20 protein-coding genes are annotated in these 17295 nt (G+C 56.6%); 5 read left to right on the top strand and 15 right to left on the bottom strand.

Going from position 1 to position 17295, the window contains the following annotated elements; genetic code table 11:
- Positions 1-42: 42 nt before the first annotated feature.
- The 3 genes from Q1A43_RS17580 to Q1A43_RS17590 all read right to left on the bottom strand — a co-directional run bounded on the left by Q1A43_RS17580 (position 43) and on the right by Q1A43_RS17590 (position 3003).
- The gene (locus tag Q1A43_RS17580; RefSeq protein WP_299937310.1) at positions 43-1170 is read right to left on the bottom strand and encodes a saccharopine dehydrogenase family protein; all 1128 of its coding nucleotides are present in this window, start codon (positions 1168-1170) and stop codon (positions 43-45) included.
- A 3-nt stretch (positions 1171-1173) separates the two neighbouring features.
- Positions 1174-2229 carry a saccharopine dehydrogenase gene (locus tag Q1A43_RS17585; RefSeq protein WP_299937312.1) on the bottom strand — a complete coding sequence of 352 codons (1056 nt, stop codon included), beginning with the start codon at positions 2227-2229 and terminating at the stop codon, positions 1174-1176.
- Between the two features lie 114 nt (positions 2230-2343).
- Positions 2344-3003 (bottom strand): histidine phosphatase family protein, encoded by a 660-nt coding sequence (locus tag Q1A43_RS17590; RefSeq protein ID WP_299923171.1) that lies wholly within the window; start codon positions 3001-3003, stop codon positions 2344-2346.
- 117 nt (positions 3004-3120) lie between these two features.
- Here Q1A43_RS17590 and map point away from each other — a divergent pair, with 117 nt between their 5' ends.
- A complete protein-coding gene (map, locus tag Q1A43_RS17595) occupies positions 3121-3936 on the top strand; it encodes a type I methionyl aminopeptidase (RefSeq protein ID WP_299937313.1) in 816 nt (271 codons plus the stop codon).
- A 69-nt stretch (positions 3937-4005) separates the two neighbouring features.
- On the opposite strand, the gene Q1A43_RS17600 is transcribed toward map, so the two are convergent.
- Positions 4006-4401, bottom strand: a complete 396-nt coding sequence (locus tag Q1A43_RS17600; RefSeq protein ID WP_299923174.1) for a RidA family protein — start codon at positions 4399-4401, stop codon at positions 4006-4008.
- A gap of 88 nt (positions 4402-4489) precedes the next feature.
- Between Q1A43_RS17600 and Q1A43_RS17605 the strand changes: the two genes are divergently transcribed.
- Entirely contained in the window at positions 4490-5209 is a 720-nt protein-coding gene (locus tag Q1A43_RS17605) for a WYL domain-containing protein (protein ID WP_299937315.1), read from the top strand.
- A gap of 65 nt (positions 5210-5274) precedes the next feature.
- Here Q1A43_RS17605 and Q1A43_RS17610 read toward each other — a convergent pair whose 3' ends face one another.
- The 3 genes from Q1A43_RS17610 to Q1A43_RS17620 form a co-directional block, all read right to left on the bottom strand.
- A complete protein-coding gene (locus tag Q1A43_RS17610; protein WP_299937317.1) occupies positions 5275-6252 on the bottom strand; it encodes an MBL fold metallo-hydrolase in 978 nt (325 codons plus the stop codon).
- 79 nt (positions 6253-6331) lie between these two features.
- Positions 6332-6889 (bottom strand): 16S rRNA (guanine(966)-N(2))-methyltransferase RsmD, encoded by a 558-nt coding sequence (gene rsmD / locus Q1A43_RS17615; RefSeq protein WP_299937319.1) that lies wholly within the window; start codon positions 6887-6889, stop codon positions 6332-6334.
- A complete protein-coding gene (locus Q1A43_RS17620) occupies positions 6886-8091 on the bottom strand; it encodes an FAD/NAD(P)-binding oxidoreductase (protein ID WP_299937320.1) in 1206 nt (401 codons plus the stop codon). Before Q1A43_RS17620 ends, rsmD begins: the two co-directional genes overlap by 4 nt.
- Positions 8092-8168: 77 nt before the next feature.
- On the opposite strand from Q1A43_RS17620, the gene Q1A43_RS17625 reads away from it, so the two are divergent.
- The gene (locus tag Q1A43_RS17625) at positions 8169-8657 is read left to right on the top strand and encodes a peroxiredoxin (RefSeq protein ID WP_299937323.1); all 489 of its coding nucleotides are present in this window, start codon (positions 8169-8171) and stop codon (positions 8655-8657) included.
- 77 nt (positions 8658-8734) lie between these two features.
- On the opposite strand, the gene Q1A43_RS17630 is transcribed toward Q1A43_RS17625, so the two are convergent.
- The 7 genes from Q1A43_RS17630 to Q1A43_RS17660 form a co-directional block, all read right to left on the bottom strand.
- Positions 8735-9049, bottom strand: coding sequence for a 4a-hydroxytetrahydrobiopterin dehydratase (locus tag Q1A43_RS17630; RefSeq protein WP_299937325.1), 315 nt, complete (start codon positions 9047-9049; stop codon positions 8735-8737).
- Positions 9046-10239, bottom strand: a complete 1194-nt coding sequence (locus Q1A43_RS17635) for a GNAT family N-acetyltransferase (RefSeq protein ID WP_299937328.1) — start codon at positions 10237-10239, stop codon at positions 9046-9048. Before Q1A43_RS17635 ends, Q1A43_RS17630 begins: the two co-directional genes overlap by 4 nt.
- 31 nt (positions 10240-10270) lie before the next feature.
- Positions 10271-11023, bottom strand: a complete 753-nt coding sequence (locus tag Q1A43_RS17640) for a glycerophosphodiester phosphodiesterase family protein (RefSeq protein ID WP_299937331.1) — start codon at positions 11021-11023, stop codon at positions 10271-10273.
- The gene (locus tag Q1A43_RS17645) at positions 11020-11484 is read right to left on the bottom strand and encodes a RidA family protein (RefSeq protein ID WP_299923191.1); all 465 of its coding nucleotides are present in this window, start codon (positions 11482-11484) and stop codon (positions 11020-11022) included. The genes Q1A43_RS17640 and Q1A43_RS17645 overlap by 4 nt, the downstream gene beginning before the upstream one ends.
- A 98-nt stretch (positions 11485-11582) precedes the next feature.
- Entirely contained in the window at positions 11583-11801 is a 219-nt protein-coding gene (locus Q1A43_RS17650) for a DUF6500 family protein (protein WP_299923194.1), read from the bottom strand.
- Complete coding sequence (locus tag Q1A43_RS17655; RefSeq protein ID WP_299937334.1) at positions 11801-13105, bottom strand: HlyD family type I secretion periplasmic adaptor subunit; 1305 nt, start codon at positions 13103-13105, stop codon at positions 11801-11803. The genes Q1A43_RS17650 and Q1A43_RS17655 overlap by 1 nt, the downstream gene beginning before the upstream one ends.
- Positions 13102-14835 carry a type I secretion system permease/ATPase gene (locus tag Q1A43_RS17660; protein WP_299923198.1) on the bottom strand — a complete coding sequence of 578 codons (1734 nt, stop codon included), beginning with the start codon at positions 14833-14835 and terminating at the stop codon, positions 13102-13104. Before Q1A43_RS17660 ends, Q1A43_RS17655 begins: the two co-directional genes overlap by 4 nt.
- Before the next feature lie 201 nt (positions 14836-15036).
- Between Q1A43_RS17660 and Q1A43_RS17665 the strand changes: the two genes are divergently transcribed.
- Both Q1A43_RS17665 and Q1A43_RS17670 read left to right on the top strand, forming a co-directional pair.
- Complete coding sequence (locus tag Q1A43_RS17665; RefSeq protein ID WP_299923200.1) at positions 15037-15765, top strand: VacJ family lipoprotein; 729 nt, start codon at positions 15037-15039, stop codon at positions 15763-15765.
- A 2-nt stretch (positions 15766-15767) separates the two neighbouring features.
- Positions 15768-16364 (top strand): phospholipid-binding protein MlaC, encoded by a 597-nt coding sequence (locus tag Q1A43_RS17670; RefSeq protein ID WP_299923202.1) that lies wholly within the window; start codon positions 15768-15770, stop codon positions 16362-16364.
- Positions 16365-16450: 86 nt separating this feature from the next.
- Here Q1A43_RS17670 and Q1A43_RS17675 read toward each other — a convergent pair whose 3' ends face one another.
- Positions 16451-17284 carry a 1-acyl-sn-glycerol-3-phosphate acyltransferase gene (locus tag Q1A43_RS17675; protein ID WP_299937336.1) on the bottom strand — a complete coding sequence of 278 codons (834 nt, stop codon included), beginning with the start codon at positions 17282-17284 and terminating at the stop codon, positions 16451-16453.
- Positions 17285-17295: the final 11 nt, after the last annotated feature.

A 17295-nucleotide genomic window follows, 5' to 3' on the forward strand; every position in this document is an offset into this window, starting at 1 on the left:
GGGGCTAGCCCCTCGCACCAAAGATCGTGACGCGCCCGATTCTTAAAGATGATCGACGACCATGACATGCTGGGCCAAAATCTGGACTTCGTCCATCCAGCGGGTGATCAGTTTTGGATCGGAAGGAGCGGCCATGACGCCAACGGGCACTTCGCGGTTCAACACCGCCTCGACCGCCAAGGACACTGGCACCGACACCAAACGCGCCATGGCTGTGCCGCGCGCATCGCCCCATGCGTCCATGGTGTAGGTCTTGTGCCAGACCGGAACACCGTCTTTTTCCGCCAAGAAGGACACGCACATGATCACGCGGTCGGGTTCGCCTTCGTCATAGGCGTTGTCCTTGAGAAGTTGATCGGCGATTTCGGTCAGACGCTCATCAGTTGCGGTGCCTGCTTCGGCAAAGATGTCTTTCCACGCTTCGGACCAGCCGTTCAGGCGTAGGGTGCCACGGACGAAATCTTTGATCGGCCATTTGGGATCAAAGTTGTATTCTTCCATAAACGGGATTGAATCCCGATTTGGGTAAACCTCAAAGCTTTCCGGTGTCGCCAGTGGCGCGTCATAACGGGTGATCGCATCCCAAGGTTTGGAGACGTTGAGTTCGGAAAAATGCCGAATGGAGCGTGATGGCGAGCGCAAGGCTTTGAGCACGCCAACCGGGGCCCAGCTGAACTTGTAACGAAACGCATTGGCGATTTTCGGAACACCGCCGCAATAGGAGGTGAAGCTAATGGCGTTGTCGGCGTCATAGGCGGGTGATGCCTTGTAGTCGGCAACCAAGGCGTGGGCCATCAGGTGGTCGATGCCCGGATCGAGGCCAACTTCGTTGATCACCCGAACCCCTGCGGCGCGTGCTTTGCTATCCAGATCGCGCATCTCCGGCGCGATATAGGACGATGACACAAAATGCGCACCGGTTTTGATGGCCAGTTCCGCCAAAGGCACATGCCAATCACCGGGCAACATCGAGACAACGATGTCCTCTGCCTTTAGATCGGACTCTAACGCGTTAATGTCAAAGGTCCGGATGTCTTTGGTTAGGTCGCCGACTGCCTCTTCGGCCTTAGCAATCGTGCGGTTCCAGACAGTCACGGGATGACCGGCTTCGATTAGGCGACGCAGGCCGGGGATGGCCGAAAGGCCGGTGCCACACCAATGGATTGTCATGTCTTAAACCTCGGGCTTGTGCTGAGAATAGGTGTCAAAGGCGCGGCCCCATACGCCGCCGTCCAGATCGTTCAGGGTTTCCAGATGGGGGAGCAATTGACCGGCGAAATCTTCGGAAGATTCAAGGGGCAAGAGCGAGGGCAGGTTGTCGATTGCCATCACATCAAGCGGCGGCGCGTCATAGGCGCGGGTCACCGGATGGGTCCAAGTGGTTTCTAGGTCATAGACCTTGACCGGGGAAAATTCGCTTTGTGGATCGCAGGCAATGTCGCCAATCACCGCCAAACGGCGCAGATCGGTTTTGGCCGATGCAGGCACAAAGACCGGGCAGCCGGGAGCGGCGAGGATACAGTTAAAGAACAAGTCATGTTCCAAGATTTGCGGGAAGGGGCCGCCGGATGCGGTTTCGGCCATATCCCAATCCGTTGTGACAACACCCATCTGTTTGCAAAGATCGCGCGCGCCGGTGCCGACGCGACCCATCGCGCCAATAACGATGGCGTTGGGTCGTTCACTGCTGGCGCGGTCAAGCGCGGCTTTCAACTCGGTTTGCAAGCTCTCGGAATTGGGCCAAGTCGAAACAGGGGGACAGGTGCCACCCTGTTTTTGCGCCGCCCACGCAAAGAGCGATACAGCCGCGCCAGCGTAGCCCGCCCAATAGCCAAAGGCGGCAACACGGCGACCGTTTTCCTCGACCAGATATTCCAAATCATAAAGCGCGCCACCGCCTGCGGCGAAACGTTGTAGCAAACGCGCGCCGGCCTCTTGGCCCTTGTAGGCATGGCCAAACATGATGTGTCGATGGATCAGCGGCGTGTCGGCTTCGGGGAGTTCTTTGAGGCCAAAGATGATCGCATCCTGCGGTGCTTCGGGCCAGCTGCCCTCTTCGGCCAACTTGGCCCCGGCGGCAACAAAAGGGGCGCTTGGCATGATGCGGGTTGCGCTATCCTCAATCGTGACACGAAAACCCTTGGCGACCAGCTTGGCGACCCCTTCGGGGGTGATGCCCACTCGTTCTTCGTTGGCGCGGCTTTCGGCGCGAATCCATAGATGGGTCATTGCCTCTCCCTCATTGCAATCACAACGGATTGGTCATTTCACACCCGTGCGACCGGGCGCAAGAATTTTCCAAAATTCTTGTAAAATTCGTGCACGAATTTTGGGCGGTGCCCTTTAGAGGTGCGTGCGGGCAAAGGCGCGCTCCGGGGTATCCAGATGTGGGATCGCGTTGAATTGCGTCATAACGAGGCCCGTCGACATCGGCTGGACCCGGTGCAGAGAGCTGTTTTCGATCGACAAGCACATATGCGACAGTGCTTCGATATCGAGCCGCAGGATCAGGCGCATTGCCATGCCGATCAACCCGCCCGAGGTCACAACCAAGGCCCGTCCGTCACCCTCAGCAATCTCATGCAGGGCGTCACGCACCCGCGCTTCGAACTCGGAAAACCGTTCTGGCACGTCTTCGATTTTGTCCTGCTGCCAATAAGTGAATAGCTTGGGCAGGTGTTCGATAAACCCCTCGCGCTCACCGGGAATGGCAAGCCCGTGTTGTTCCTCAAGGCGCTGGGCGACGTCGAAATAGCTCATCTCGTTCAGGCGGGCATCGTGCACCATCTCAACCGGACAATCCGCATCAATCCCCTGCGCGGTTTCGATGTGGCGGGTCAGGGTGCCGGTATAAACGCGGGCAAAGACCTCGCCGGTTTGACGAAAGTGATCGCCAAGCCAACGCGCCTGCTGCCAGCCCAGATCAGAGAGTTTGTCGTAGCTGATCTCATCGCGGGCTTCGGTGTTGGCCTGACCGTGGCGAACAAGGGTGATATGGGACATGTGCGCACTCCTTTAAGCCCGTCTTAGGGGGAATGTGTGACCGGGAAAAGAGGCGTTTGCTCTGGTCTTGGCCCCTCAAAGCCCCTAAGTAACGGCAAAGTTTTGATGGAGCGTTTCGTGATGAACGATAAAGGACGCGTGACCCGCGACGGAATTCGGATTTACCAGCCCGGTGATTTTGCCGGAATGCATGCGGCCGGGCAAATCACGGCGCAGATCCTGGATGAAGTTGCAGAACATGTCTTTGTTGGCCAAACCACGGGCGCAATTGATGATTTTATCCGTAAACGGGTTGAAGAGCTTGGCACCACGTCGGCCACTATCGGCTATAAGGGCTATCAGCACGCCAGCTGTATCAGCGTCAACCACGTGGTGTGTCATGGTATTCCGGGCGAGAAAAAGATCAAAGACGGCGACATTTTGAACATCGATGTCACGGTGATCAAAGACGGCTGGTTTGGTGATTCATCGCGCATGTATGTGGCCGGAAAACTGTCACGCAAGGCCGAGCGGTTGATCCAAGTCACCCATGACGCGTTGATGATGGGGATTGATGCGGTCAAGCCGGGCAACACCTTTGGCGATATTGGCCACGCGATCCAAACCTATGCGGAAAGCCAGCGCATGTCGGTTGTGCGTGATTTCTGTGGTCATGGCTTGGGGCAGGTGTTCCACGCGCCGCCCAATGTGTTGCACTATGGCCGGGCTGGCACGCGCGAGGTGCTTGAGGAAGGCATGTTTTTCACCATCGAGCCGATGATCAACCTAGGCCGCGCCGAAACCAAGGTTTTGGCCGATGATTGGACCGCCGTGACGCGGGATAAATCCCTTTCGGCGCAGTTTGAGCATTCTATTGGTGTAACTGCGGACGGGTGTGAGATTTTCACCCTCTCCCCCGGCGGGATGTTTCACCCGACCTATAGCAAGGGGTGACGTAACGGCGAACCGCGGCCAACCGGTCACTCGATTAGACGCGTCGAATGACCGGTGCTTTGTTGTCCTTTAGCTGTTCGCAGTTGCTTCGATTTCAAACAGCAGGCTTGGGATCGCCAAACGAGTCACACCCAAAAGCGTCATCGGTGGCGCGACTTGGTGGGGGCCAAATCGCATCCCCATCAGGTCAAAGTTTTTTAGCGCCTCATCGACATCTGTCGCATAGACGACAAGACGGGTGACATTGCTGAGGTTCATCCCGGCTTCTGTCAACACGGCCTCAAGGTTGTCCAAAGCCAGAGCGATCTGAGCGCGCATATCGCCGGGATGTTGTGGGATGCCTGCTCCGTCGACGGCGGTTTGACCGGCGCAAATGACCTGACGCGATGCGCCTTCGATCACCTCGGCTTGATTGTAACCAAGCTTCAAAGACCAGTCCCAGGGGTTAACAGCCGTGCGTTTCATGAGGTGTTTCTCCTTTTTGCGTATCGTTGAAAAAGGCTTAGAATGAAATAGTGCCAAAATATGGCACCATTTGTGCTATGCTTGCAAAATGACTGTTCGACTAAGACATGATGCCATCGTGCGAAGCCTCCGCCGCAACGGAACCTCAACCATTGATAAGTTGGCGGAGGAAGTCGGCGCGTCGCGCCGCACGGTGCTGCGCGATATCAGCGCTCTTCGGGATGAGGGCTTTGTCATTCACTCTGATGTGGGGCGTGGCGGCGGCCTTCAGCTTGACCCACTTTCGATGCAAACCACCGCTCGGCTTTCGGTGCCCGAGGTTTTTGCTCTGTTGATCAGCGTTGCCGCGATGCGGGCGGCGGGAAACCTGCCCTTCTCTGACCTTGCGGATACAGGGTTGGCCAAGATCGAAAAGGCTTTGCCGCGCGAGAAGGTGAGAGATTTGCGCTCTTTCCTTGCCTGTCTCCATATTGGCCAGCTTTCGCCGCTACAAAACCTGTCAGATGTCGGAAAAATGGATTCCGAGCTTTTGACTGTTTTTGAGATTTGCTTTTTGAAGCAGCACTACATTCACTTTGAATATCGCGACGCAAAGGGCCGCAAGACCAAGCGAGAGGTCGAGCCTCAAGCCATGCTGATCTTGCCGCCACTTTGGTATCTCGTCGCGTGGGATCCGACACGCGACGATTTTCGCCATTTTCGGATGGATCGGATAAGCAGCCCTGTGGCGGTGGACACACGCAGCTTTCGCCGCCGTCATGTGCCTTTCGAAGATGACGTATGCCCTTACAGCGATCTGGTTCCTTGACGTCCTTTTAACAACGATATTTGCCGGTGCTTAAGTCGCGCTCCAAGAGCTGGAATAGATTTGGGTCACCATTTCCAAAGTGCGGGCACAAACCGATAGGTACCGCCGTCCTTCATCACGTTGCCCACGCCCGGAAACGGGAAGTGGTAGCCCAGAACGGCGATGTCATCGGCAACGGCCATATCAAGTAACCGGCGGCGGGTGGCGGCGGTTTGGTCGCCGTCCATGTCAAAGCCGTTGACCCAATCGGGATGGGCAAAGTTCATCCAAGCGTGGTTCATCGCGTCGCCCACAGCCATCAATTGCTGGCCATCCGATTCAACCACCACGGCCATATGCCCCGGTGTGTGGCCCGGCGTGTCGATGACGCGGATGCCCGGAGCGATCTCGCCGTCATTGGACATAAGCTGCCATTCGGCCCCGTCGACATTGATCGAGTTCTGTGCCCCAACGATGAATTGCTGGGCCTCGGGCGGGGCAGAGGCGAGCAGATCGTCTTGCATCCAATGGGTGTGTTCAGTGCCGCCGATGAAATATTGCGCGTCGGGAATGATCGCCTCGTCGAAATCATCGCGCACGCCCCAGATGTGATCGGGGTGGGCGTGGGTGATGACCACATGGGTGATGGTGCTGGCGTCGATCCCGGCGGATTCGAGATTGCCCATCAAGCGCCCGGCGGTATCAAGAAACCGATCCCCAGAGCCGACATCAACGAGGACTTTGGCATCGCCTAGCTCGATCAAAAGGTGGTTTGTGTGGCTGTAATTCGTTGTCGTGGACAGGAAATGCGCCTTGAGAAAGGCTTGAACCTCGGCCGGGTCGGCGTTGACACCAAGCCCGTTGGTCGGGGTGGCAAGATGCCCGTCGGAGACAACGGTCAGTTTGGCTTGCCCAAGGGTGAAGCTAAAATGACTGGGGTTTGGCGTGGCCGGCGCGCCAAGATTTGCCCGCGCGATGGACGGCGCAAAAGCGGGCAGGGTGAGCGCAGGCATAGCGGCGGCCATGCTAAGGATGTCGCGGCGGGTCGGGCGAAAAACGGACATGGAGCCTCCATCATGCATTCATTTGAATGTGATGATACGATGTCAGGCCGAAAAATCCAGTCGCGTTTTTGACCTGCGGCTATTGGGCCTCAAGAAAGGTAATCCATGTGTCGCCGTAGCGTTTGTGATCGAGAAGGTCAAAACCGTCTGGGGCCTCTTGGGCGCTGCTTTCTTCCCAAACGATCAAAGCCCCGGAGGCGATCCAACCGTTTTGATGCGCGGTCAAAAGGGCTTTTTCGCCCAACTCTTTGCCATAGGGCGGATCAAGAAAAATCAGCTGGCAGGCGGTGTCAGCTTGGGGCAAGCGGGTGGCATCGCGGCTGATGAGCTTGGTCTCGGCTTTGCAGCCCAGCGTCGCGATGTTGTCGCGGATCAGCTTCCCCGCCGCGCGACCATCATCGACAAAGGTGACATGCGTCGCCCCGCGCGATAGTGCTTCTAGCCCCAGCGCACCGGTGCCAGCAAAAAGGTCGAGGACATGCACATCCTCAATAGGCTCGCCAAACCGTCCGCCACTGAGCGTGTTGAACAGGCTTTCGCGCACCCGGTCGGTGGTTGGACGCAAATGCGCCCCGGCGTCGCCTTTGCCCACCGAGGCGAGCCTGCGACCGCGAAACTCTCCGGCGATGATCCTCATGCCTTCAGCAGGGCCTTGAGGTCGGTTTCCGGATCGGCCACCGCATCCGGAGCGGGGGATTTTCCAGCCTCGATCAGACGTTTACCGACCATGTAACCGCGCGGGTCATTCATGGCATCGACCGCCAAAAGAGTGTCACCGGCGTAGTACCAATGTGACCGTGCGCCGTTGTTGTCGCGCACAACCACGCGGTCATAGCCGGAGTTTAACCCGGCGATTTGCAGTTTCACATCGTATTGATCGGACCAGAACCATGGCTTGGCGGTGTAGGTCCCTTCGCCACCCATGATGTTGTCGGCGACCAACTCGGCCATGTCGACGGCATTGCCGACGCTTTCAAGACGCATTTGCCCATCGGCACTCGGAAAGGAAGCGCAATCCCCGGCGGCCCAAATGCTTGGGTCGGATGTTTGTCCCAAGGCATTGGTCCTGATGCCGTTATCGAGCGCGAGACCGGCGGCTTCGGCCAATTCGCTCCCCGGTGTGATACCGACGCCGACGATGACGAAATCCACCTCAAGCGAGCTGCCGTCGGTGAGGTCCGCTCCGCTCACGTGGCCGTCGCCGGTGAGTTTGACCAAACCACAGCCTTCGCGCAGGTCAACCCCGTGTGATTTGTGCAAGTCACGGAAATAGGACGAGGTTTCAGGCGCGGCGACACGTTGCAAAATCCGCTCTGCGGCTTCGACCAAGGTGACTTTGAGGCCGAGTTTGGCGGCAACCGCCGCGGCTTCGAGCCCGATATACCCGCCGCCGACAATCAAAACCCGCGCTCCTTTGGTGCAACGTGGGGCCATGTCATCGACATCCGCCAAGGTGCGCACGACGCTGACGCCAGCAAGGTCGCCGCCAATTGCAGCCGGAAGTCGGCGTGGTTCAGAGCCGGTGCAAAACACCAGATGGTCATAGGGTACGGTCTCGCCTTCGGCGGTAACAGTTTTGGCAGTGCGATCAACGCTATCGACCCGAACACCGGTGCGCAGGTCGATGTTGTTGTCCGAGTAAAAACTCTCGGGGCGTAAAAACAAGCGCTCGAGTGTCATGTCACCAAGAAGATAGGCTTTGGACAAAGGCGGGCGTTGATAGGGGGGCTGTGGTTCGTCTCCGAAAACGGTGATGTCACCTTCAAACCCCTTGCCACGGAGCCGCGCCACCAGAGATGCCGCCGCTTGTCCGGCCCCGATCACAACAACCTTGGTCATCTTTTCATCCTTGCCTTTGCTTGTCGGCAACCTATCGTTTTCACGGGACGAAACGCAATCGCAAGGACGATACGATTATGACGATTTCCGTTGGGGATAAGTTGCCAGAGGCACAACTTGGTCGGATGGGGGGCGAGGGCCCTGAGTTATTGGCGCTAAGTGGCCTCACCAAGGGGCGCAAAGTTGTGATATTTGGGCTTCCGGGCGCGTTTTCGCGCACCTGTTCAGCCTCGCATTTACCAAGCTTTATGCGGTGCGCGCAGGCGTTTGCCGAAAAAGGTGTTGAAGAGATCATTTGCTTGTCGGTCAACGATCCCTTTGTGATGGCCGCCTGGGATGAGGCCAGTGGAGCCAGCGAGGCGGGTGTGACCTTGCTTGCTGATGCGGGAAGTGAATTTACCAAGGCGATAGGTATGGCGTTCACTGTCCCTGAGATCGGGTTCTACGATCGTTCGCAACGTTATGCGATGTTGGTGGACGACGGTGTTGTTTCCGTTTTGCAAACCGAAGAGAAACCCGGCGTCTGCGAGCTAACCGTTGGCGAAACGTTGTTGGACGCGATCTAAGCGCAAGGTCGGGCGCGCCCAAAATCCATGCATGGATTTTGTAAATTCCGTGCACGGAATTTGGGTGTGGTCCCTTGTTAGGTGGTGTGTGGTTCCTGTCCGGCGAGACAGTCCATTTTACGGGCCAATTTGGCGTCCAAAGCCGACAGGCCATCCACATCGTGGGTGGTCAATTTGACGTCCACAGTTTTGTAGACATTGCACCATTCCGGGTGGTGGTTCCATTTCTCGGCATACATGGCGACACGTGTCATCCAGCCGAATGCCTCGGTGAAGTCTTTGAAAATGAACCGTTTCGTTAAGGCATCGCGCCCCTCGACCATCGCCCAGCCATTGGCGAACAACGGCTCTAGCACGGTTTTGCGCGCCGTCTCAGATAATCGTTCACTCATTCCTGTTCCTCCCGTACTTCGCGACGAAATGGACCATATGACGTGAGGATTTCGATATCCTCATCAATGGCGGCGCGCTCGGCCTCTAGATAGCGTGCCACGGCTTCGGAAAAGCCGGGATTAGCCAGCCAGTGCAACGAATGAGTAGCCACTGGCAGATAGCCGCGCGCCAGTTTGTGTTCCCCCTGCGCCCCGGCTTCCACACGTTCCAATCCTTGCGCGATGGCGAAATCGATGGCCTGATAATAGCACGCTTCGAAGTGCAAACATGGATGATCTTCGACACAGCCCCAATAGCGGCCAAAAAGCGCCGCGCGTCCAATGAAATTCAGCGCCCCAGCAACGGGTTGCCCATCGCGGGAACAAAGGACCAGCGCGATGTCGTCACGCAAAACCTCATGCGCAATGTCAAAAAAGCCGCGTGTCAGATAGGGGGTGCCCCATTTGCGTGACCCGGTGTCTTGGTAGAACTGCCAAAACGCGTCCCAATGCTGTGGTTGTATTTGATCGCCAGTCAGGGTTTCAATCTGACCGCCAAACCCATGGGCGCGGGCACGTTCCTTGCGGATATTTTTGCGTTTGCGCGACGAGAGATTGCCCAGAAATGCGTCGAAATCGGCGTAGTTGTCATTCACCCAATGGAACTGTTGGCTGGTGCGGCGCAACAGACCCATTTCTGCCCCGGCAATCGCCTCGGCTTCGGTGCAAAAGGTGATGTGAAGCGAGGAGAGTTCATTGTTCGCACCAAATTGAACCGCGCCTTGAATCAAAGCGGACATACCGGCCGCCTCGTATCCGGGGCGGGTTAGGAACCGCCGTCCCGTTGCAGGGGTGAAGGGCACGGCGATTTGCAGTTTGGGGTAATAACTGCCGCCGGCTTGTTCCAGCGAATGGGCCCAATTGTGATCAAAGATGTACTCGCCCTGACTGTGGCTTTTGGCAAAAAGCGGTGCGACGGCAATCGTCAAACCGTTTTGTTCGGCCACCAAATACCGCGGATCCCAACCGGTGCCATGCCCAACCGACCCGCTGTCTTCGAGCGCTTTGAGAAAACGATAGGTGGTAAAGGGGTCGTTGGGCCGGCCGTCTTGGGCCTCGGGACAGGCACAGGCATCCCAATCTGACGCCGCGATTTGATCAAGCGACGTCAGAATAGTGATGGTGATTGTGCCGCTGTCGCCCTGATCCATGCCGTTCAATTTGGCATGTTTATACAGCGGTTCAAGCGGTGTAGCCCTCAAAGGTCACATTATCTGCCACTTTTCGCGCCTCTGCCTCTTGTTGTGCCGAACGAACGGTCCAGCACAGGATTGGAAATCCCGCTTCATGACGCTTTGCGACATGGCGTGATCCGAGATCATCTACGTTGTGGCTGATGAAGCAGGCCCCGACGCGGTCGATATCCGGGAGGCTGCGCAATTCATCCAGACGCTCTTGTTTGATGGCAAGCCAATCTTCGCGCAGGAAGCCGCACGTGGTTAACCCGCGTGGGCGATCTGGGGCAAGACGCGCCAGCTCGGCCACCATGTGCGGGTTGAAGGACATCAAGGCGACATCGCCAGAATAACCTTCCAACGCCTGTGCCGTCGCGGTTTCCAGCGCGCCCACAGCGGTGCCAAGCCCGCCATCTTGATCCTTGAGTTCGATCAAAAGCGGGACTTTCCCGGCGACGAGATCAAGAACCTCGGGCAGGGTTGGCACGGTTTCATCACCGCCCAAGATCGGGATTCCGGCCAGATCTTGGGCACTGCGCATTTGCACGGGGCCAGATTGCCCAGTTAGGCGCCGCATGTCGTAATCATGAAAGACAATCGCCTGTTTGTCGCGCGACATTTGTAGGTCAATCTCGATCGGATACCCGGCCTCAATCGCCGCACGAATGGCCGCGCGCGAGTTTTCAGGTATCCCTTGGTCAAGATTGTGCAGACCCCGATGGGCAATCGGGCTGCTTAGAAGGCTATCGGGCAGCATCATGCGATCTCGAAAATGCCTTCAATTTCAACGGCAACGTTAAAGGGCAGCGCCGCTGCGGACACGGCTGAGCGCGAATGACGCCCGGCGTCGCCCAAAACCTCGACCATTAGGTCAGAGGCCCCGTTGATCACCTTGGGTTGGTCGATGAAATCGGCGGGCGAATTCACAAAACCGGTCAGTTTAACCACCCGTTTCAAGCGGGTCAGGTCACCGTCACAGGCGGCACGCACCTGTGCCAACAGGCTTAGCGCACAGGCTTTGGCCGCCTCGGCCCCTTGCTCAACCGTTAGGTCAGCGCCAACTTTGCCGGTGATAAACCCATCCGACCCCATGCTGATCTGACCAGACACAAACAGCTGATTGCCAGATTGCACAAAGGGCACGTAATTCGCCGCCGGGGCCGGGGCATCCGGCAGGCTTAGCCCAAGTTCTGATAGGCGCGATTCGATTGCATTTGTCATGGTGCGTTTCCTTCCCGTTTGGTCGGGACGCTAGTGGCGCAACGCGCAAATGAAAAGGGGCCGTCGCCGGCTAAAGCAAATCGAAATCGCCGTTTCGATTATTGACCAGAGGCAATCATGTCCCGCACTTTGACGGCCTTTTCAAAGTGATCCAATTTGTGATGCTTGATCCACCATTCGGCAGCCTCCATCAACAGGTCCGGATCGTCATTCTTGTTGGCAAAGAATGCGTAGAAGGACAGGCCAACCCCGTCCCCCTTTTTGGCAATTTTGGCGTTACAAATGGCGATGGCCTTTTCTCGCAAGCTGTCGCGCATCAACTTTCCCGGAACGCTTTGGCGAAATAATCGGTGAAGGGTTTTACCAGATAGGCCAGCGGCGTGCGGTCCTCTGTCCGAATAAAGGCCTCGACCGGCATGCCGGGGATCAGTGTGGACCCCTCTGGGATACGGTCGATTTCGCCGTCGTTAAGCACGATTTCAGCCCGGTAATAGCGAATGCGCGAGGTTTGATCTTCAAACGCGTCCGCTGAAATCTGTACGACCCGGCCAAAGAGCTCCGGTGTCTCGCGCTGATCCAAAGAAGAAAAGCGGAGCGAGACTTCTTGATCGATGAAAAGCTGGTCGATGTGGATCGGTTCCACCTGCGCAGCAATGACAAGGGGGCGATCTTGAGGGACAAGATACAGGACCGGATCAGCCGGGCGAATGACCGATCGCGGTGTGAAGACCGTCAAACCATAGACCACGCCAGAAACCGGTGCTGTGATGTCCAGCCGGTTGAGGCGTTCGCGCAAGGCGCGGCGTTGTTCGGCGATCTCACGTTCGCGAAACTGGAGATCGCGCAGCGTGGTGATCGCCTCTTCGCGGCGCTGGTTTTCAAGGCTGAGAATTTGGATGTCGATTTCGGTAATCCGCCCTTCGGCCTGTGCCTTTTGCGCCGTTAACTCACCAACCTGCCCGGCAATGCGGGCCTGTTCCCGTTGCAACGACAACACGCGGCTGGCTTGAGCCAACCCTTTGTCCAATAGGTCTTGTTGATCTTTTAGCTCTTGCTCAATCAAATCTAGCTGGGTCGCTAGGGCGCTTTTCTGGGCGTTGATCCCAACGACCTGATCCGCGATCTGATCTTTGCGTTTGCCAAGCTGTTCGACTTCACGCTCTGATGTCTCTCGGCGGGCGGCAAATAGGTTGCGCTGACCCGTCACCAAGTCCAGCACTTCGGGGTTTGTTTTCGCTTCTGTAAGGATTTCGGCGTCAAAAACGATCTCATCGTTTTTGTCACGTTCCGCTACCAATCGGGCACGGCGCGCGCCAAGTTCAAAGAATTGGCCGTCAGCTATGGCCAACTCTGAATTAATCAGAGTTGGATCAAGGCGTAGCAAAACATCGCCAGTTTTTACCGTGTCGCTTTCGTCGACAAGGATGTCTTGGACAATGCCACCGTCAATGTGTTGGACAATCTGGCGGTTTTGATCCACCTCGATCGATCCGCTGGCAATGATGGCCCCGGAAATGTTGGTGGTCGCCGCCCAAGTGCCGAAACCGCCCAATAACACGGCCAATGCGATCAAGCCGATAACCATGGGAAAGCGCATCGAATATGTTGCGTGTTCGCTCATCTTACACCTCCCGGGTTGGGGCTTTTCTGGATCTGTTGGTGGTTCTTAACCATCTGTCGCAGCACTTCTTCTTTGGGGCCAAAGGCGGCACGAGTGCCGTTTTCAATCATCAGCAACAAGTCGCATTCCTTGATGGCGGCGGGGCGGTGCGCCATAATGAGCACCGATTTACCTTGTTCTTTGAACCCTTTGATCGCCTTGTTCACGGCTTCAGACCCCTCGTTGTCGAGGTTCGAGTTGGGTTCGTCCAATACCAAGAGCACCGGATCGCCATACATCGCGCGGGCAAGCCCGATGCGTTGCATTTGTCCGCCAGACAAACGCCCACCGGCTGCGGTGACGCGAGTATCATAGCCATCGGGCAGCTTCAGGATCATTTCATGCGCATCGGCTTTCTTGGCTGCTTCGACAACTTTTTCTGCATCCGGTTGTTGCGATAGACGCGCAATGTTTTCAGCAATGGTGCCGTCAAACAAAGTGACGCGTTGGGGCAGATAGCCGACATGTTGGCCCAGAACATCCGCGCCATATTGGTCGATTGAGGCCCCATCGAGGCGGATTTTACCGCCAGCAGGGCGCCAAATGCCGGTTAAGGCACGCGCCAGCGTCGATTTACCTGATCCCGACGGGCCGATCACACCGACGGCTTGGCCGGGATCAAGGTTAAACGACACCAATCGCAAGGAGGCTTGTTGCTCTCCGGGGGGAACAACAGTGAGCTGTTGCACTTCGAGTTTTGCACGCGGGCGTGGCAATTCGGTGCGTTCAGGTTCTGGTGGAATTTCACTTAGCAATTGGCACAGGTTATCCCACCCTTTTCGGGCCCGTTCCACGGCTGCCCATTGGCCAATGGCCAGTTCGATCGGGGCCAAGGCCCGTCCCATCAGGATGGATCCGGCGATCATGGCACCCGGAGTAAGTTCCCCCAAAAGCACCAGATAAGCGCCAAGACCAAGCATCGCGGATTGCAGCAACAGGCGGAAGGATTTGGTTAGGGTTGAGAAAAACCCGGTCAGGTCCGAGCTGCCGATCTGACCCGAGAGGGCCTGACCGCGCGCCATCATCCAGCGGGTAAAGGCGTTGCCGCGCATCCCCAAGGCCTGCACCATTTCGGCTTCGGATTGAATTTGCTCGGCCGATTTTTCCGCAATCATAACCGCCATGTTGGACTTCAGGGTCGGAGTGCGGGTGACCATCTGGTTGACGATCGTGACGATGATCAGAAAGCCACCACCAGCAAGCGCTAAATAGCCGAGCCAAGGGTGGAAGACCATAATGCCGAGGATGAAAAACGGCGTCATCGGGATATCGAACAGGGCTAAAGTCACGGGGGAGGCCATCAGCCGTTGGATGGATTCCAAATCCTTTAAGCCGGTTTGTGATAGCGAATCCGGCTTGATCGCGGCACGGCGAACAACGGCGTCAAACACCCGGAGATCCAAAGCCGATTGAAAACGGGCCGCAACGCGCCCCATCACCCGGCCACGAACAAAATCCAGGATGCCCATCATGCTGTATAAAAAGATAACCAATACGGACAACGCGATCAGAGTCGCCTCGGACCGAGAGCCTAGGACGCGGTCGTAGACCTGCATCATGTACATCGGCCCGGTCAGCATTAGGATGTTGACACAGATGCTGAAAATCGCGACGAACCAATAATACGGTCGACTTTGCCGCCGCGCGGCCAGCAATTCGTCGCGGCCTGGCTTTGTTTGAGATGCGCTCATATGGTAAAATCTACTTCGTTTATTCGTGTTTAGCCCGTCGGGCATTTAAATCATTCTAGGCGGCATGTCGCCAATGTGCCACATGGCAGTTGAAACAGGGTGACTGCATTGGGTCTTATGACAAAAGTTACTAAGTAACCTTTTATGGAAGCTTGTCGGCTTCCCCAAGATTTTTGAAGGGATTTGACGCGGATGGGTCTGATGCGTGCGTCTTTGGCCACTGTTGCTTTGATTTTGGTAGCGGCATGCGCCAAGTCACCGCCCACCAGCGCGGTGTATGATCCCTATGAGGACGCCAATCGCAAGATGCATGCGTTTAATACGCAGTTCGATGACAAAATGGTGCGCGGTGCGGGCACCGGCTACAACGATGTGGTTTCCGAACCGGTGCATCAGAATATCGTCAATTTCGCCGAAACCGTGGGCCTGCCGCGGACTGTGATGAATCAAATCCTTCAGGGTCGGCTTGAGGATGCCACGCGCAACACATTGCGGTTCGGTATCAATGCCACGATGGGCATTGGCGGCCTCGCGGATGTCGCAGGCGACCTTGGGTTGGAAAAGAAAGACACCGATTTCGGCGAAACCCTTGCGGTTTGGGGCGTTCCCGAAGGAGCCTATATGGTTTTGCCTTTCCTTGGGCCATCGACCGAACGGGATACTGCGGGCATGATGGTGGATTGGTTCTTTAACCCGCTCAACTATTTGGGCCTTGGCCCTGAAACCTATCTGGGCACCGCTGCCCAAATTGCGGAAGAGGTCGGTGATCGTGGCCGTTTCGCGGATTCTTACGATTCCGTGATCCACGAAAGCGCGGATTCCTATTCGCAAGTTCAGCTGATATACCTGCAAAACCGTCGTTACGAGTTGGGTGAAGCGCCTCCTGAGGATGATATTGACCCGCTCGCGCTGGATACAGAAGGATTTTGACAATGATGCACTTTTTGACCCGCCGGTCCTTTGTGTTGGGTACTGCAGCCGTTGCCACTCTGCCCGCTCAGGCCTTTGCGTTGAACGAAAATCAGGCGCGCAGCTTGGTTGATGGACTGGTCGGAGAGATCAACCGTGTCATCGATTCCGGTAAATCGGAAAAGGCGATGATCAAGGAATTCGAGAAGATCTTTAAGAAATACGCGGATCTTCCATACGTAGCAGCCTATGCCATGGGGGCCGATGGCCGCCGGGCCAGCAACTCGCAAAAGAAGGCGTTTACCAAAGCCTTTACCGGATACATGTCGCGCAAATATGGCCGCCGCTTCCGGGAGTTTGTAGGTGGGCGTTTGGAAGTGTCCAAGGTGCGTAAGGTCAAGAATTACTACGAAGTGACAACGATCGCCTATCTGCGGGGTGAATCACCCTTTGATGTGTCTTTCCATGTCTCTGATCGCTCGGGCAAGAACCTGTTTTTCAACATGTTCATCGAAGGTGTGAATCTTCTGCTGACCGAGCGGGCCGAGATTGGTGCGATGTTGGACAAGCGTCGTGGCGATATCGACGCGATGATCAGTGACCTGAAAAAGGCGGGCTAGGCGTCGACAAGGGAGGGGCGCTGCCTCTCTTGGCTTTTGGCCAATCCACCTCGGGATATTTGGGGAAAGAAGAAGATAGGCGCAGGCTAGAACGTGGTTTTTTCGCCGGTGGCGGCGTCATAGCTGGCAGCCATAGCGTGGCGCAGGACGGCGACGTTTTCGTCTGTGCCTAGGTTTGGGTCTGGTTCGATCTGATCGAGAATGTCGATGGTGATCGTACCGGCCTTGGGCAAGAACGCCCCGCGCGGCAGTAGTTTATCAGACCCAATAATGACAAACGGGCGAACGGCGCGATCTGTGGCCTGAGCAATCAATACGGCACCGGGTTTGAACGCGGGTAGGCCGGGTGTACGGGCGCGGGTCCCTTCGACGAACAAGATAGGGGAACGGCGACGCGGCATGTCGGCCACCGCTTCGGTCAAGGATTCTAGCGCATGGCGGCCGTTTTCGCGGTCAATCTCAAGCAGGCCAGCGCCCTGAAACCCGCGTTTCAACAAGGCGGCGCGGCACAATTCCTTTTTGGCCCCAAATGTCACCCATTTTTCATCCGGGATAACATGTAACATGCAAAATCCGTCCAAGTGGCTGCGATGATTGACGGCGATGACGCTGTTTTCATCCTCGGCCAATGTGCGAATGGCGGCCTCGCTGATCTCAACTTTGACATCGAGGAACCACAACAACCAAGAGCAGCTGCGCGAGACTGTGCGCCAGAACCAGCCGCGAAATCCGCGTCGTTTGCCACAGATCGCCGGGACAAAGGCCACAAAAAGGAAGATCAAAGGCCCGACAAAAACCAAAGCGATGCGTTTCAATAGTCGCAAGAACATATCAGGCCCTTTTCGGTTTGGGTGGTGTCCCAGCTCGGCCTGACCTGACACATCTGTCGACCTTGCAGAGGTCCGGGTTCTATGAGCCATCTCAGCGGTGT

Origin of the sequence: uncultured Pelagimonas sp. (assembly GCF_947498515.1) — a bacterium.
Taxonomy (GTDB): Bacteria; Pseudomonadota; Alphaproteobacteria; order Rhodobacterales; family Rhodobacteraceae; genus Pelagimonas.

Coding starts and splice junctions, on each gene's coding strand:
- Q1A43_RS17580 (WP_299937310.1), bottom strand. CDS start 1,170: ATGACAATCCATTGGTGTGGCACCGGCCTTTCGGCCATCCCCGGCCTG.
- Q1A43_RS17585 (WP_299937312.1), bottom strand. CDS start 2,229: ATGACCCATCTATGGATTCGCGCCGAAAGCCGCGCCAACGAAGAACGA.
- Q1A43_RS17590 (WP_299923171.1), bottom strand. CDS start 3,003: ATGTCCCATATCACCCTTGTTCGCCACGGTCAGGCCAACACCGAAGCC.
- Q1A43_RS17600 (WP_299923174.1), bottom strand. CDS start 4,401: ATGAAACGCACGGCTGTTAACCCCTGGGACTGGTCTTTGAAGCTTGGT.
- Q1A43_RS17605 (WP_299937315.1), top strand. CDS start 4,490: ATGACTGTTCGACTAAGACATGATGCCATCGTGCGAAGCCTCCGCCGC.
- Q1A43_RS17610 (WP_299937317.1), bottom strand. CDS start 6,252: ATGTCCGTTTTTCGCCCGACCCGCCGCGACATCCTTAGCATGGCCGCC.
- rsmD (WP_299937319.1), bottom strand. CDS start 6,889: ATGAGGATCATCGCCGGAGAGTTTCGCGGTCGCAGGCTCGCCTCGGTG.
- Q1A43_RS17620 (WP_299937320.1), bottom strand. CDS start 8,091: ATGACCAAGGTTGTTGTGATCGGGGCCGGACAAGCGGCGGCATCTCTG.
- Q1A43_RS17625 (WP_299937323.1), top strand. CDS start 8,169: ATGACGATTTCCGTTGGGGATAAGTTGCCAGAGGCACAACTTGGTCGG.
- Q1A43_RS17630 (WP_299937325.1), bottom strand. CDS start 9,049: ATGAGTGAACGATTATCTGAGACGGCGCGCAAAACCGTGCTAGAGCCG.
- Q1A43_RS17635 (WP_299937328.1), bottom strand. CDS start 10,239: ATGGATCAGGGCGACAGCGGCACAATCACCATCACTATTCTGACGTCG.
- Q1A43_RS17640 (WP_299937331.1), bottom strand. CDS start 11,023: ATGATGCTGCCCGATAGCCTTCTAAGCAGCCCGATTGCCCATCGGGGT.
- Q1A43_RS17645 (WP_299923191.1), bottom strand. CDS start 11,484: ATGACAAATGCAATCGAATCGCGCCTATCAGAACTTGGGCTAAGCCTG.
- Q1A43_RS17650 (WP_299923194.1), bottom strand. CDS start 11,801: ATGCGCGACAGCTTGCGAGAAAAGGCCATCGCCATTTGTAACGCCAAA.
- Q1A43_RS17655 (WP_299937334.1), bottom strand. CDS start 13,105: ATGAGCGAACACGCAACATATTCGATGCGCTTTCCCATGGTTATCGGC.
- Q1A43_RS17660 (WP_299923198.1), bottom strand. CDS start 14,835: ATGAGCGCATCTCAAACAAAGCCAGGCCGCGACGAATTGCTGGCCGCG.
- Q1A43_RS17665 (WP_299923200.1), top strand. CDS start 15,037: ATGCGTGCGTCTTTGGCCACTGTTGCTTTGATTTTGGTAGCGGCATGC.
- Q1A43_RS17670 (WP_299923202.1), top strand. CDS start 15,768: ATGATGCACTTTTTGACCCGCCGGTCCTTTGTGTTGGGTACTGCAGCC.
- Q1A43_RS17675 (WP_299937336.1), bottom strand. CDS start 17,284: ATGGCTCATAGAACCCGGACCTCTGCAAGGTCGACAGATGTGTCAGGT.